This window comes from Solwaraspora sp. WMMD406 (genome assembly GCF_029626025.1).
In the GTDB taxonomy this organism is placed as follows: domain Bacteria; phylum Actinomycetota; class Actinomycetes; order Mycobacteriales; family Micromonosporaceae; genus Micromonospora_E.
Genome location: NZ_JARUBF010000001.1, coordinates 6,915,828 through 6,930,177, shown reverse-complemented (window position 1 = coordinate 6,930,177; position 14,350 = coordinate 6,915,828). Strand labels below are relative to the sequence as shown.

At 67.4% G+C, this 14,350-nt stretch carries 13 protein-coding genes, 1 tRNA gene and 1 pseudogene; 11 read left to right on the top strand and 4 right to left on the bottom strand.

From position 1 onward, the window contains the following. Positions 1-10: 10 nt before the first annotated feature. From O7632_RS31125 to O7632_RS31090, 8 genes are all read left to right on the top strand, one after another. Positions 11-2,182 carry a cell division protein FtsK gene (locus O7632_RS31125; protein WP_278119530.1) on the top strand — a complete coding sequence of 724 codons (2,172 nt, stop codon included), beginning with the start codon at positions 11-13 and terminating at the stop codon, positions 2,180-2,182. 136 nt (positions 2,183-2,318) lie between these two features. Continuing rightward, positions 2,319-2,582: a hypothetical protein gene (locus O7632_RS31120; protein ID WP_278119528.1), complete on the top strand. Its 264-nt coding sequence runs from the start codon at positions 2,319-2,321 to the stop codon at positions 2,580-2,582. After that, positions 2,579-2,734 (top strand): hypothetical protein, encoded by a 156-nt coding sequence (locus O7632_RS31115; protein WP_278119526.1) that lies wholly within the window; start codon positions 2,579-2,581, stop codon positions 2,732-2,734. Before O7632_RS31120 ends, O7632_RS31115 begins: the two co-directional genes overlap by 4 nt. Beyond that, positions 2,731-3,024 carry a hypothetical protein gene (locus O7632_RS31110; protein WP_278119525.1) on the top strand — a complete coding sequence of 98 codons (294 nt, stop codon included), beginning with the start codon at positions 2,731-2,733 and terminating at the stop codon, positions 3,022-3,024. The genes O7632_RS31115 and O7632_RS31110 overlap by 4 nt, the downstream gene beginning before the upstream one ends. After that, positions 3,024-3,293, top strand: coding sequence for a hypothetical protein (locus O7632_RS31105; protein ID WP_278119523.1), 270 nt, complete (start codon positions 3,024-3,026; stop codon positions 3,291-3,293). The genes O7632_RS31110 and O7632_RS31105 overlap by 1 nt, the downstream gene beginning before the upstream one ends. A 105-nt stretch (positions 3,294-3,398) precedes the next feature. Then, positions 3,399-4,289: a bifunctional DNA primase/polymerase gene (locus tag O7632_RS31100; protein WP_278119522.1), complete on the top strand. Its 891-nt coding sequence runs from the start codon at positions 3,399-3,401 to the stop codon at positions 4,287-4,289. Then, the gene (locus tag O7632_RS31095) at positions 4,286-5,860 is read left to right on the top strand and encodes a hypothetical protein (protein ID WP_278119521.1); all 1,575 of its coding nucleotides are present in this window, start codon (positions 4,286-4,288) and stop codon (positions 5,858-5,860) included. The genes O7632_RS31100 and O7632_RS31095 overlap by 4 nt, the downstream gene beginning before the upstream one ends. Before the next feature lie 856 nt (positions 5,861-6,716). Then, on the top strand, positions 6,717-8,231 hold the full coding sequence (locus O7632_RS31090; protein WP_278119520.1) for a LacI family DNA-binding transcriptional regulator: 1,515 nt from the start codon (positions 6,717-6,719) through the stop codon (positions 8,229-8,231). A gap of 119 nt (positions 8,232-8,350) precedes the next feature. Here O7632_RS31090 and O7632_RS31085 read toward each other — a convergent pair. Continuing rightward, positions 8,351-8,427 (bottom strand) — tRNA-Pro (locus O7632_RS31085). 58 nt (positions 8,428-8,485) lie between these two features. Further along, positions 8,486-9,394 (bottom strand): metallophosphoesterase, encoded by a 909-nt coding sequence (locus tag O7632_RS31080; RefSeq protein WP_278119519.1) that lies wholly within the window; start codon positions 9,392-9,394, stop codon positions 8,486-8,488. 25 nt (positions 9,395-9,419) lie between these two features. Here O7632_RS31080 and O7632_RS31075 point away from each other — a divergent pair, with 25 nt between their 5' ends. Further along, positions 9,420-9,875, top strand: a complete 456-nt coding sequence (locus O7632_RS31075) for a GatB/YqeY domain-containing protein (protein WP_278119518.1) — start codon at positions 9,420-9,422, stop codon at positions 9,873-9,875. Positions 9,876-11,279: 1,404 nt separating this feature from the next. After that, positions 11,280-12,538, top strand: a pseudogene (locus tag O7632_RS31070) (IS701 family transposase). Positions 12,539-12,728: 190 nt separating this feature from the next. Here O7632_RS31070 and O7632_RS31065 read toward each other — a convergent pair. Continuing rightward, entirely contained in the window at positions 12,729-12,923 is a 195-nt protein-coding gene (locus O7632_RS31065) for a DUF397 domain-containing protein (RefSeq protein ID WP_278119517.1), read from the bottom strand. Further along, positions 12,920-13,816, bottom strand: coding sequence for a helix-turn-helix transcriptional regulator (locus O7632_RS31060; protein WP_278119515.1), 897 nt, complete (start codon positions 13,814-13,816; stop codon positions 12,920-12,922). The genes O7632_RS31065 and O7632_RS31060 overlap by 4 nt, the downstream gene beginning before the upstream one ends. Positions 13,817-13,954: 138 nt before the next feature. Here O7632_RS31060 and O7632_RS31055 point away from each other — a divergent pair, with 138 nt between their 5' ends. After that, positions 13,955-14,281 (top strand): hypothetical protein, encoded by a 327-nt coding sequence (locus O7632_RS31055; protein WP_278119513.1) that lies wholly within the window; start codon positions 13,955-13,957, stop codon positions 14,279-14,281. Positions 14,282-14,350: the final 69 nt, after the last annotated feature.

Here is a 14,350-nt window from a genome sequence, read left to right as displayed (position 1 = left end):
GAGACCCCCAATGGCTGATGATCGTTTCAACCGGTCCGCCGACGAGGCCGACCTGTCGACCCCCGACGCTGGCGGGCCGGACGCCGACGTCGTCGACCTGGACGCCGCACGGGACCGCCGTAGCCCCCGCCCCGGCCCTCCGGCTGCGGACGGCACCCATTTCGATGTGGTGCTCGACGAGTCGCCGCAACCGGGCGGCACCCTGGTCGACCCGCCGGCACCGGTCGGGTCGGACGGACGGCGGCCGATCATCCCGGTCCGGTTGTCGAACTGGGTCAACATCCGGGCCACCGTCCGCGACGCCGCCGGACTGGTCGCCTACCGGGTCGGATACCACGCGATCCGGTCCCCGCGTTACGCGGTGTTGGCCGCGTTCTGGGCGTCGGTCGGCGCGGCCCGCCTCACCGGCCGGCAGATCCGCTGGTGGTGGCTGGCCGAACAGACCGGGCTGCGGCAGCGTGCCGCTGACGCCGGGGACTGGCAGGCGTGGCAGAAGCTGCACCGGGAAGTGAAGACCACCCGCGCCTGGCGCGGCCTGGTCCTGGTCGTCGAAGCCGTCACCGTCGGCGTGGCCGGTCCGCTGCTGTGGACCGCCGCCCCCTCGTGGGTCACTGCGGCTGTCGGCGGCTGCGCGGTCGCCTGGCTGGCCCGGATCGGCCGACCAGCCGATCGGCCGATCATCACCCCCGCCACCGTGTCGGGCCGGCTGCGGCGGGTCAACCCCGACATCATCCTGCGCGCCTACTACGCCGCCGGGCTCGGCCACCCGGACAAGGCGCATCAGCAGGTCGGGTTCGGGTCGACGATGGCCCGTGACCCGTCCGGCACCGGCTCTCAGGTGTCGATCGACCTGCCGTACGGCAAGACGTTCGACGACGCGGTCAAGGCGCGCGGCGCGATCGCGTCCGGTCTGGATGTGGCCCTGTCGCAGGTGTTCATCACCCGTGACCCGACCTCGCACCGCCGGCACACGCTGTGGGTCGCCGACCGGGACCCGTTGGCCGTGCCCGCCGGCCGTACGCCGCTGCTGCGGTGCAAACCGACGGACATCTGGGAACCGGCCCCGCTCGGTCTGGACCAGCGCGGGATGCCGGTCACCCTGCCGATGCTGTGGACGTCGATTCTGGTCGGGGCGCAACCGAGGCAGGGTAAGACGTTCGCCGCCCGGTCGTTGGCCCTCTACGCGGCGTTGGACCCGTACGTGAAGCTGACCGTCTTCGACGGCAAGGGCTCCCCCGACTGGCGCAAGTTCCGGCTGGTCGCCGACCGGTGCGGCTTCGGCCTGGCGGTGACCCGCGACGGGGACCCGATCGAGGTGTTCCTCGACGCCCTACGCGAACTCAAAGACGACGTGCAGGCCCGCTACCAGAAGCTGTCGGAACTGCCCGTGGACGTGTGCCCGGAAGGCAAGCTGACCCGCGACATCGCCCGCGACCCGCGCTACGGCATGCCGGTGCGGCTGGTCGTGATCGACGAGTGCCAGGAGTACTTCGACACCGGCGACAAGGACACCGACAAGGAGATCGCCGCTCTGCTGGTGTTCCTGGTCAAGGTCGCCCCGGCGGCCGGGGTCATCGTGCTCGACGCCACCCAGAAACCCGGAGGCGTCGGGACCGGTGACGTCGCCGCGAAGTTCACCAGCTTCCGCGACAACCACCAGGTCCGGTTCTCCCTGCGTACCGGATCGTGGCAGGTCTCCGACCTGGTGTTGGGCTCCGGCGCGTACTCGGAAGGCCACGACTCGTCCACCCTGCTACCGCAGTACAAGGGCGTCGGCATCCTGCGCGGAGCGACCGACGCCACCCCCACCGTGCGGACCTATCTCGCCGACGGCGACGACGCCGAGAAGATCCTCACCGCAGCCCGGACCCTGCGCGAACGGGCCGGCACCCTGACCGGCATGGCCGCCGGGGAAGACGTCACCCGCACGTCCCGTGACGTCCTCGCCGACGTCCGCACCGTGATCGAACAGGGTGAGAGCGGCGCGCAGTGGGAAGAGATCGCCGCCCGCCTCGCCGACCGCATCCCCGAGGCGTACGCCGACACCACCCCGGAGGCGATCTCCGCTCAGGTCCGCGCCTTCGGTGTACGCAGCGTAGACGTCAAACGGTCCGGTAAGGCGCTCAAGGGAGCCAAGACCGACGACATCGACGCCGCGATCCAGCGTCGCAAGGCTGCCTGACCGGTCGCGGCCCGCCCGCGACCGGTCGCGGCACCGCGACCCGACCCGCGACCGGCCTGGTCAGCGCATACGGCCACCGGTCGCGGGTCGCCCCCACCAGCACACATGCCCGAAAACCCGCCTTGGAGGCTGCCCGGTGACCACCCTCGCCGCGACCGCGACCACCGACACCATCCACATCGCACTCATCCTGACCGCCCTCGCCGTCGTCACGCTCGGTTACGGCCTGCTGTGCTGGCTCTACCCGTTCGGGCACTGCCGCCGCTGCCACGGCACCGGCCGCCGGCCCTCACCCCTCGGCAAGCACTTCCGGCTCTGCCGCCGCTGCGACGGCACCGGCCGCACCATCCGCCCCGGCCGCCACGTCCTGAACTACCTCCGCGACAAGGGGACCCGATGACCACCAACCGCGACACCACGCAGACGTCGACCTGCCGCCACTGCGGAGCCGCCATCACCCGCCACACCGTCGCCGCCCAGTGGCGCGACGCCGACATGTCCGGCGGCTGCCCGGCCGCGTTCTGGCACCAGCCCGTGCAGGTGACCCGGTGAAGCGCCGGCCGACGCCACACACCGACTGGTGCGCCCGCGACCACCGCTGCAACCTCGCCGAACACCGCGCACCCTCACTCACCATCCACCTCGACGGCGGAGGCGTCGCCGTCCTCACCCGCGTCAAGACCGCCACCGGGCGCGAACACGCCGACGTCACCCTGCGCGTCCCCCTCGCCAACAGCAACCCGGCCGCACGCCGGCAGCTCGCCGGCCTGCTCGCCGACACCCGCACCATGGTCCGCAGGGCTTTGCCACTGGCCCGGCCGAACCCGAGACGGGCCGTCTGATGCCCGCCGGCATGGTCCGGCCCCGCGCATCACAGGCACCAACCCTCACCGACCACGCCCTGGCCGTCTACCGCGCCGCCGGCTGGACGATCTCCGGCCGACGGATCGGCGCCGGCCACGTCGTCGGACCCTGCGCCGCCTGCCACACACCCACCGTCCGATACGGACCACACGGCCGGCCGCTCTGCCACACCTGCCGCGCCACCCCGGACACGGTCGCCGAGGTGATCGACCTCGCCGCCGAACGGCACCGCCGCCGCGCAGCCTAACCACCCGAACCCCGAATAGGCGCGCTTCGCGCGCTGATCGTCCTGGTGGCCAGTGCCCGCGATGCGCTGGCCACCGCCCGCCCCTGCCATCTGGAAGGGACCGTCATGACCGACACCACGTCGTTACTGGCCGCCGCGCTACAGTTCGCGGCGCGCGGCTGGCACGTCTTCCCGCTACGGCCGAACGACAAGCGGCCCGCCGTCACCGACTGGGAACACCGCGCCACCACCGATGCTGACCGTATCCGGCGCTGCTGGACCGCCGGCAACTGGAACGTCGGGATCGCGTGCGGCCCGTCCGGGCTGGTCGTCGTCGACTGCGACACCCCGAAACCCGACACCGTGCTGCCCGACCCGTGGCGGCGGCCGGGAATCCGGGATGGCGGTGACGTCCTGGCCGACCTCGCCGACCAACACGACCAGCCGTACCCGTGCGACACCTACACCGTCGGCACCCGCAGCGGCGGCACCCACCTCTACTACCGCCAGCCCGACACCGACACCCCGCTGCGTAACACCGCCGGCAGACTCGGGCCGATGGTCGACACCCGCGCGGCCGGTGGCTACGTCGTCGCCGCCGGCAGCATGGTCGACCGCCGCCCCTACACCCTCACCATCGACACCAACCCCACGCGCCTGCCCGACTGGCTCACCGCCCTACTGCGGCCCGCCCCGTTGCCGCCGCAACGGCCGGTCGCCGTCGACCTCGGCGGCGGCCGGCGGGCCGCCTACGTCGGTGCCGCGATCCGCCGCCAGGTCGACCACCTCACCGCCGCCCCCGAAGGCGGCCGGAACCATGCCCTCTACGTCTCCGCGGTCGCTCTCGGCCAACTCGCGGCCGGTGGCGCGATCACCTCCGGCGACGTGTACGCCGTCCTCGAACCCGCCGCCCGGTCCCTGCCCGGCCGCCAGCGGCTCACCGACCGGGAGATCGCCCGGACCATCGCGTCCGGGCTGCGGGCCGGTGCGAAGCGTCCGAGGAGCGTGGCCGCGTGACCGACACCGAGAAGCCGCGCGTGCAGGTCGGCACCGGCCCGGAAACCATCCGCGTCATCAAAGCCGCTCTCGCCTCCGGGTTGCTGCCCGACACCTACGTCTCTGATGGCGCGCTGGTCCACATGGAAACCGTGTCCGGTGGCCTGCCCAGCGTCGCCGCCGACGAAGACAGCCCACTCCCGGTGTCCGCCAGCCCGATCAACCCCGCCGTACTCGCCGCCCTGCTCGCCGAACACGCCTACGTCTACCGACTGAAGACCCGCAAGAGCGACACCGGGGACCCGGAAATCGTCGAAGACGAAGTCACCCCGCCCCGCGACACCCTGTCATCCGTCCTCGCCGGCAAGACCTGGCCGAAACTCGCCCCCCTACGCGGGATCATCGGCGCGCCCGTTCTACGCCGTGACGGCACCCTCCTACAGCGGCCCGGCTACGACCCGGCAACCGGCCTCTACCTCGCCTCCAAAGTCGCGCTACCCACCGTCCCGGACGAACCCACCCCGCAGCAGGTAGCCGACGCCCGAACGTTCCTCCTCGACCGGTTCCTGTCCGACTTCCCATGGGCCGGACCAGCCGACCGGGCGAACTACATCGCGCTACTCGCTACGCCGATCCTGCGGCACTTCACCCGCAGCCTGACGCCGTTCGCGTTGATCGACGCCACCATGCCCAGCTCGGGGAAGACGATCCTGACCGCCGGACCGGGAATGCTCTACGGACAGCGCATCATCCCCTGGGCCTACGCCGACGAAGAACTCCGCAAGTCCATCACCGCCGTGTTGGCCGAACAGGTCGGCGTCGTCATCTGGGACAACCTCGCCGAAGGCACCGTCATCGACTCGGCGATCCTCGCCCAACTGGTCACCACCGGGGTGTGGTCCGACCGGCAGTTGGGCGCGTCGCGCACCCTCGCTACGGTCAACGACCGGCTGTGGATGGCAACGGGCAATAACTTGCAGGTAGGTGGCGACATGGCGTCACGGACCGTGCGGGTGCACCTCGACCCGAACATGCCCCGACCCGAACAGCGGGATCAGTCCCGATTCGGCATCCCGCACCTTGACCAGTGGATCACCGTTCCGCGTAATCAGCTCACCGTGCTGTGGCATCTCCTGGTCCTGGTCCTCGACTGGACCCGGCAAGGCGCGCCACGGGTCGGCGGGGTGTCGATGCGGCAGTTCACCCCCTGGGCACAACACCTCGGCGGGTTCCTCGCCCATCACGGCATCGACGGATTCCTCACCAACGCCGCGACCGTCCGCGACATCGACGAAGACGAAACCCGCTGGCGTGCGTTCCTCGCCACCTGGCACGAACGCCACGGCAGCACACCTCTGACGGCCGCTGAACTGCGCAAGGACGCAGAGCCCGTACAGATCGGCGGGGTTGATCACGACCCATGGGACGGACAGTTCATCGTCACCGGCGCTGGTCGACTGCCCAACCCGCTGCAGTTGGGGCGGCTGCTCACCGGGCAGGCCGGACGGTGGCGCGGCACGTACGTCGTCAGAGCCGGGAAGTCCGACCGGGGCGACCGGTCCGTGTTCCGGGTCGAACACGGCAGCGAGTAGAAACCCGCTGAAACATCTCCGCATCTCCGCAAGACAGCCGGAAAGCGCCACTGACCAGCGCAAACACACTGCGGAGATCCCAGAAATCACCGGCTGTCAATCTCCGCATCTCCGCAACCACTGCGGAGATGCACCCCGGATTGCGGAGATGCCCGACCACCATCCCTCAAGATCTCCGCAAGCATTCGCCCAGCTCACAGGCACGTTTGCGGAGATGCGGAGATGCGGAGATGTTTCAGCCCTCCCCACAACCGACAACCGCGACCGACCCACACCACCCGCCACACAGCGGCCCCTCAAAGCCACCCAGACACCACCACCCACACCAACACCGCCGATCTTGGCTCACCGTGGCCCTCAACGGGCACTGCTAAGCGTGCGTTCCACCTCGACGCCGTTCCCCCGCGACCGCGAGGAGTTCTGCCAGTGAAGCTGCAAAGCCCTAACCCGCGCCCCCAAGACCCGGCCGACCGACCTGGTCGGCTGCTGCGACCAGCAGACGTCGCCAAAATCCTTCTCTGCTCCGAATGGTGGGTGAAAGAGCAGGCACGGAAGGGGCGAATTCCGTTCAGCTGGATCGGTGGAAGCTATCGCTTCACCAACGAGCACGTCACGGAGATAGTGCGTCTGTGCGAGCGTCGCCCGTCGAGCGGTACGCCATCGCGCCGGGAAACGCCCGCCTCGACTTCTAGCCGATCGGGCAGCCCGGAAAGCGAGAAGTCCGTACGTCAACTCAAAGCCCGACGCCCGCGACGAGCGCGGAATTCGACCGAACGGCCGTCCGTCGCGGCCTAGCGCTTTCTGATGCCGCCCGGTGTAGGCCGGGCGGCATCACTGTCTACGGAAGGGAAATCGATTGGGGTACGCCGAGAAGCGCGGGGACTACTGGCGCGGCCGATACAAAATCGAGCAAGGAAAGTACGGAACCGTTCGAGATGACTACGGTGATACCCTTCGCTTTCGCACCAAGCGTGAGGCCGAACGTGCAGCCAACGATGAAGAGGCGAAGGTGCGTGCCGGCCGCCGCCGCGATCCTGCCCAGAGTCAGACAACCTTTGGACAGTTCGTGCGCCGTTGGTATGCGGTTCAGGATCTGGCCGCCTCCACGTTGCAAAACTACAAGCGCCACATAGAGGAACACCTACTACCCACGTTCGAACACTCCATCATCGCCGACCTGACCGCGACCGACGTTGCCGCATGGGAGAAGGAAGAGAGAGCGCTTGGCTATGCGGAGTCGAGCATCAAGACCTGGCGGGCGACCCTCCACCTCATTCTTGCCGATGCGGTAGACGAGGGGTTGCGCGACGCTAACCCCGCCACGCGTCGCCGTGGGCGAGGAAAGCGCGCCGGCCGTTCCCGCAATCGTGGCCCGGAAAAGGCGGTTACAAATCCACTTGGAATTCTGTTACTCGCTGAGCGGGCAGCCCTTCTGTCCGGCCGTGATGACGAGTTTGTTGCGGTTGTTCTCATGGGTTACACGGGAATGAGGTGGGGTGAACTAGTGGGTTTAGAGTCTCAGTATGTTCGACCGAGCGGGCTGCGGGTGGAATGGCAGTTATATGAACTCGATACAGGGGAGTTTCACCGCTGCCCGCCCAAGGATGATTCTCACCGCACGCTTGACTTGCCCGTGTGGCTATTCGAGCTGGTGTCAGGGCACATCACCCGAACGCAGCCGAAGCCCTGTAAGTGCCACGGGATTAAATACGTCTTTCGCGGATATGGAGCTGCTAACGGTGCGCCGCAGCGGCCAGGGCCAAAGCTCTCGGACGTAGCCCGCCGTGCTGGCGTATCGGTCGGCACTACCTCGGCGGTCCTGAACAATTCGGGGGCGGTCCGAGACGTGACGCGCGCCAAGGTTGATGCTGCGGTCGCGGAGTTGGGCTATATCCGTGGCGGTGGGTCGTCGGGAGAGTTGGCGGCCCATTGGCGGCGTAACAGCTTCACGACATGGTTGTTCCGTCCAGCGGCTACCGGGTGGTACGCGAAGAAGGCACCACAGGAGGCGCGACCGGTGCCAGTGCTCGCGGACCCATGGCCTGGGGTGCCCGTGCGGGGCCGAAATGCCACCGGCCGTGCTGACTCATGCTGGCTGCCCATCGCGCCACGCCTGACGCCGCATGGACTCAGACACACCCACAAGACGGTCATGGTCGAGCTGGGCATACCTCCGAAGCTCATGGATGAGCGGATGGGGCATGAGGATGGCTCGATCCAGGCCCGGTACTCGCATGTCACGTCCGACATGCGGCAGCGGCTTGTGATGGGACTCACGGACCAGTGGGCTGCTGCGCTCACGGCACGTCGGGAGATGGCTCCTGGCTCACCCGTGGCGACGCTCGACCGGCTGCTGAGGGCACAGGGGTAGAGCTGCCGGGAGCCCTGGTTTCTGATGATCGTCTCCCAGGTTTCTCCCGCAGACGTCCTTGTTAGACGACTCAGGGCCGGTCTCCATCGCAGGAGACCGGCCCTGAGCTGCACTTACCCTGGTCGGGGTGGCCGGATTTGAACCGACGACCTCTTCGTCCCGAACGAAGCGCGCTACCAAGCTGCGCCACACCCCGAGGCTTGCTGGGCAATACTAGCCCACCGTGCCGGCGGGGCAAATTCGGTATCTCCTCCTCAGCGGGAGATGAGGGTCAGCAGGCTCGCCTCCGGCGGGCAGGCGAAGCGGACCGGTGCGGTCGGGTGCGTGCCCAGCCCGGCCGAGACGTGTAGCCACGAGTCGGTGCCGGGCCAGCGGTGCAGCCCTTTGGCCATCGATCGGGGCAGCTCACAGTTGGTGACCAGGGCGCCGACCAGCGGTACGCAGACCTGCCCGCCGTGGGTGTGTCCGGCGAGCAGCAGGTCGAACCCGTCGGCGGCCATCTCGTCGAGCACCCGTGGCTCCGGCGAGTGGGTCAACGCGAGACTCAGGTCGGCGTCGGCCGCCGGCGCGCCGGACACCGTCGGGTAGTCGTCCCGGTCGATGTGCGGGTCGTCGACGCCGACCGCGTCGATCAGCCGCCCGCCGGCCTTGAACGACGCCCGGCGGTTGTTGAGGTCGTGCCATCCGGCGCCGATCAGCACCTCACGTAGGTCCTCGACCGGCAGCTCGGCACCTTCCGGCTCGTGGTCGGGCAGGCGTTCGCCTCTGGGCAGCAGGTAGCGGAACGGGTTCTTCCACACCGGTCCGGTGTAGTCGTTGGAGCCGAACACGAACGCGCCCGGCAGATCCAGCAGCGGCTGCAGGGCGCGCAGCGCGCCGGGCACCGCGTCCGGATGGGCCAGGTTGTCCCCGGTCACCACCACCAGGTCCGGATCCAGGCCGGCCAGCGCGGCCACCCAGGCCTGCTTGCGCCGCTGGTCCGGCATCATGTGCAGGTCGGACAGGTGCAGGATGCGCAGCGGCTCCGCGTCCGGCGCGAGCACCGGTACGTCGAACCGGCGCAGGGTGAACATGTTGCGCTCGATGAGCGAGGCGTACGCCAAGGTGGCCGCCCCGAGAGCGGCGGTGCCGGCGGCGAGCCGGAATACGGTGCGCTTTCGCATGCTCCCCAGGGTAGTTTGACCGTCCATGAGCACCGTGAAGGACCGTCTGACCGCTGACATGCGGGCCGCGTTGAAGGCCCGCGACGAGCTGACCACCTCCACCCTGCGGATGGCACTGGCCGCGATCGGAACCGCCGAGGTCGCCGGCAAGGCCAAGCGGGAGCTCTCGGACGAGGAGGTGCTGGCCGTGTTGACCAAGGAGGCCAAGAAGCGCCGGGAGGCGGCGACCGCCTTCGCCGACGCCGGCCGGGTCGACCAGGCAGCCAAGGAGCAGGCCGAGGGGGAGGTGCTGGACCGCTACCTGCCGCGTCAGCTCGACGACGTGGCGTTGGCCGAGATCGTCGCCACCGTGCTGGCCGAGGGCGGGTTCAGCGGCAAGACCCAGATGGGCCCGGCGATGAAGGCGGCCCAGGCCGCGGTGGCCGGCCAGGCCGAGGGAGGCCGGGTCGCCGCCGAGGTACGCCGTCAGCTCGGCCTCTGACCGGAAGCTGCGATAGGTACTTGAACTTGCAGGTTTACCGGGACTGCGAGTAGTTCCCGCAGTCCCGGTAAATACCACGCAATACGCAAGATCCATCGGAGCGTTTTACTTACCCGTCTCGATGCCAACCTACTTTTCTGTAGCGGATTCGATCATGTTTTTCCGCCGGTTGCAACGGTAGTGGCAGGGTGACTGATTGGTCATGTCACCCGTTGTCGACGACGCGCTGAGACTCAGTCCGCCGTTGAAACCCGTAGGTCTCATTTAAGAGTTGTTGGCTTATGTAATGGTGACGGGTTGAAAAACCGTATCGCATGCTCCTCCCATTGTGAACCAGATCGCATTCCTGGTTTGCGGTCCATATACGCCATCGACTGTAATTCCCTCGCTGGCTTGAGCGCGTCGTAGGGCGGCTGCGGTGGCGGGTCCGAAGTCCGAATCGACAACCAGGGATTCACCGTAACAGTGGTTGAGACTCATTTGAAGCTGTCGAACGGCCGAGCTGTGTGCGCCTTGTGCCATGCTGCAATTTGTGCTGGCGGCGGTTCCGCCGGTAGATGGAATCAGGATTCCGGTAGTTCCGTGCGACCATCCAACCACTCTGACTGTTCGTGAGCACGTCGCCGCGATCGAGTAATCGGCTGAAGCTGGCTGTGGGTTCAAGAGACTGCCAACTATTGCCATGCTTCCAGCCAAAAGTAAGGATGTGATGGTGGTCTTCCTCTTCATAGCTGCTCCTTGGTTGATGCCATGAGCGAGAGGGCCAAGAACTACTGGGACTTCGATAGTCTTTCATGCATTGTCCTGGTTGTCGACATCTGTCGATACTTCGGTTGTCCAATCTTGGGTTGACTTAATGATGGAATCATTAAGTCAAATGAAACCGGATACCGAATTCTGACTGCCGATTGCGGGCGGGTCCCGTGCGTGTACCGTCCTCGCAGCTGGCCATCGCTGCTACCCGGATTCCTGGCAAGCCGGTTCGGCTAACTCGTTTGGCCCTGCATCTGTCCAGGATTTTGACAGTGTTTTGCCCACGATCGAGGGGTCGACAGACGTTTCGCGACCACACTCGGAGTTCTGGAGCGCTACCAGTGACGCGCGATCCGCCTGTTCCAGAAGGTCAAGTTAGTGGTCACGAAGTTGGCGGGCCGGGCCGAGGCGCGGCTGCTAGCGGCCCTTAATACTCCAGCCGCACCTGTGTGATCTGGGGTTCTTGCAGCTCATCAGCATGATCGACATCCGAGTCGCACCCGGCGGCGTAGCTACACATGTCGATGCAATTGGCTGCTGGGTCGCGTGGTCGCACCGCCTGTCTGTTGTGGTCGGTCGAGGAGCGGGCAGGCTCCCACGCTTGTATTGATCGACGAGATCGTGGGCTGGCGGGCAGGGTTGGATGATTTGTTGGCGCGGTTCGCGCACCGGTTCGGGCGGGCGGAGCCACGTCGGCAGGCGCTGAGTTACCTGGTCGGGTTGCTGTCGCCGTTGGCGAGTAAGAACGGCTGGACCCTGGCCGAGGCCGCCGGCGACACGACGCCGGACCGGATGCAACGGCTGCTCAACAGATCCGTGTGGGACCCGGACGCGGTCCGCGACGACGTTTTCGCCTACGTGGCCGAGCACCTCGGCCACGACGACGGGGTGCTGATCGTCGACGAGACCGGCTTCCTCAAGAAGGGAATCAAGTCGGCCGGGGTACAGCGCCAATACTCCGGAACGGCCGGGCGGACGGAGAACTGCCAGCTCGGGGTGTTCCTGGCCTACGCCGGCCCGTACGGGCGCACACTGATCGACCGGGAGTTGTACCTGCCCCGCGGCTGGTGTGACGACCCCGCCCGCCGCGTCGAAGCCGGCATCGGTGCGGACGTCGAGTTCGCCACCAAGCCCGCGCTGGGGCTGCGGATGGTCGAACGCGCCCTCACCGCCGGCCTGCCGGCGAAATGGGTCACCGCAGACGAGGCCTACGGACAGGACTCCAAGTTCCGGACCTGGCTTCAGCAGCGACGCATCGGCTACGTCTTGGCCGTGCCCCGCAACCAGCGGATCCCCACCGTGACGGGCAACTCCCGCCCGGACGTCCTCGCCGCCGACGCGCCAGCCCTGGCCTGGAAGCGCCGCAGTTGCGGCGACGGCGCCAAAGGACCACGACTCTACGACTGGGCCGTGGCCTCCCTGCCCGGCGGTGACGGCGGCTACGGCCACCGGCTGCTGATCCGACGCGGCATCGCCGACCCCACGGACCTGGCGTACTACCTGTGCTTCGGCCCCGCCGACACCACCGACGAGGACCTCATCCGTATCGCCGGGACCCGGTGGGCGATCGAGGAGTGCTTCCAGACCGCCAAGACCGAGGTCGGCCTGGATCACTACCAGGTACGTCGGTACGACGCCTGGTACCGCCACATAACACTCGTTCTGTGCGCCCACGCCTACCTCGCCGTCATCGCCGCCCATGCGAAAAAGGGGGCAGCGGATCCGACGACGGCCTCATCCCTCTCACCCTCGGTGAGGTTCGCCGTCTCCTGGCACACCGGATCACCACCACCCGACCCTTCGACCACATCCATCGATGGTCACGATGGCGACGACGACACCAATACCGCGCCAGAACAGCCCATTACCAGCGAAGACACCGACTTAACCAGGTGCGGCTGGAGTACTAACCGTGGGTGTTCCGATTCTCGGATCCGACGTACCTCGCGATGGTGGCTTCCGAGATCGCCGACCGACCGCGAAGATCCACGGTTGGAAGTGCCCTGCCACCTTTCCGCCCCGGCCTGAGCGCAAGCGCCAGGCGAAGTCGGCTGAAGAAGACCAAAGCGGGTCAGGAAGTTCCCATCACCTCTTCCCGTCTCATTCGGACTTCAACTGATTTACGAAGCTGGTCCAGGTGGTGGCGTCGAACGCGAGGGTGGGGCCGGTGCGGTCCTTGGTGTCGCGTACGTCCACCTGGTCGCCAGCGAAGCGGACCTCGACGCAGGCGGCGTTGTTGGAGCTGCGCGACGACGTGAACCAGTCCCGGTCAGGGGTGCCGACCTGCGGGGTCATCCCATCTCCTTGGCTATCTGGCGGATCAGCGCGAGTGAGTCCTGCGAGCTTAACGCGCGTTCCTCAGCCTCCGCGAAGGTCATCGTGTAGTCGGCTACGCGAGCGGACTGGTCGATGATGTCGCTGGAGGTCAGGACTTCCTGCCAGACCAGGTCAGGCAGCCGGGACGATGGGAACGAGAGGATCTGGAACGGCCCGCCGAGCGCGGGGTGTGCTCCGGCGGTGAACGGCACGACCCTGATCCGGATCTGATCCGGATGCGTGGATACCAGCTCGGCCAGGTGGTTGAGCTGGTCGCGCATGACCTCCGGGCCGCCGATCTGCTGACGGAGGACCGCTTCGCTGATGACGGTGCTCACGTTCAAGGGGTTGGGGCCGGTCAACCGAGCCTGCCGTGCCATGCGCGCCTTCACTCGCCTGGTCATCTCGGTCAGCCGGACGTAGGTGTTGCCGCCACGGATCACGGCACGGGCGTAGTCCTCGGTCTGGAGCAGTCCGTGGAGTAGTTCGTTGTCGTAGCTGCGGACGTGATCCGCGCCGGCTTCGTAGCCGAGGAAGCGGAGGAAGTCAGCGGGGAAGAGCTGGGAGTACTGGTGCCACCAGGCGCGACGGGTCGCTCCCACCCGCAGCTCTTCCAGCTCGGCTGCGTCCTCCGGGTCGATCTCGTAGATCTCGATGAGTTGAGCAAGTCGACCGGCTGGCAGTTTGACCCGGCCGGCTTCGACGCCCGAGATGTACGCCTGGGCGATGCCGGTCGCCTTGCCGGCGGCAACCGCTGTCATGCCCAGCTCTTCGCGGCGCTGGCGCAGCCTGATGCCGAGTTCCCATGCCTGCACGGTGGGCGAGACGTCTGCGCCGTCGGTTGCCTCTTGGCCCGTCGGTGACTGGATCATGTTCCTCACTCCTTACAGGACCGGATAGCAGGGTGAGCTTACTTCAGGAAGTCTTCACGGACTAGGGGGTTGATATAACGAACGACTTCCCTGATGCTAGTCACGGTCGGCAGTCCCGCCGCAGACGAGGAGGTTCCCGTGTACCGATTCGGAAAGTTGATCTACCAGCAGGAGGAAGGGGAGCGGTACGGGTTCTCGCTGTGCCGCATCGACAACGCCGGCACGCGCGACCAGACGTACGACCTGCTCGGAGTCATCCGGGTCGCCGTCGACCCGCGTCAGCCGGAGAAGCTGGGGGAGAACCTGCGCGGCTGGGCGGTCGCGACCTTGACCGCTGGCGGCCACGGGTTCGGCTGCTACCACGCTGCCTTCAGCACCCTGGACGAGGACGACCAGCCCGAGAGCGACCTCGGCAACCTCGACATCAACTGGTCCGGCTCGGAAGTCCTCGTACCCGCCGGATAGCCGTGCTCATCGCTGGTCAGCCAGCGAGCGGCGGTAGAAAGCGGACGGGCGGGCACCGTGGTTCAGGTG

Bases quoted from the DNA above. Each gene is read 5' to 3' on its own strand.
- O7632_RS31125 (WP_278119530.1), top strand. From the start codon at position 11: ATGGCTGATGATCGTTTCAACCGGTCCGCCGACGAGGCCGACCTGTCG.
- O7632_RS31115 (WP_278119526.1), top strand. From the start codon at position 2,579: ATGACCACCAACCGCGACACCACGCAGACGTCGACCTGCCGCCACTGC.
- O7632_RS31105 (WP_278119523.1), top strand. From the start codon at position 3,024: ATGCCCGCCGGCATGGTCCGGCCCCGCGCATCACAGGCACCAACCCTC.
- O7632_RS31100 (WP_278119522.1), top strand. From the start codon at position 3,399: ATGACCGACACCACGTCGTTACTGGCCGCCGCGCTACAGTTCGCGGCG.
- O7632_RS31080 (WP_278119519.1), bottom strand. From the start codon at position 9,394: ATGCGAAAGCGCACCGTATTCCGGCTCGCCGCCGGCACCGCCGCTCTC.
- O7632_RS31075 (WP_278119518.1), top strand. From the start codon at position 9,420: ATGAGCACCGTGAAGGACCGTCTGACCGCTGACATGCGGGCCGCGTTG.
- O7632_RS31065 (WP_278119517.1), bottom strand. From the start codon at position 12,923: ATGACCCCGCAGGTCGGCACCCCTGACCGGGACTGGTTCACGTCGTCG.
- O7632_RS31060 (WP_278119515.1), bottom strand. From the start codon at position 13,816: ATGATCCAGTCACCGACGGGCCAAGAGGCAACCGACGGCGCAGACGTC.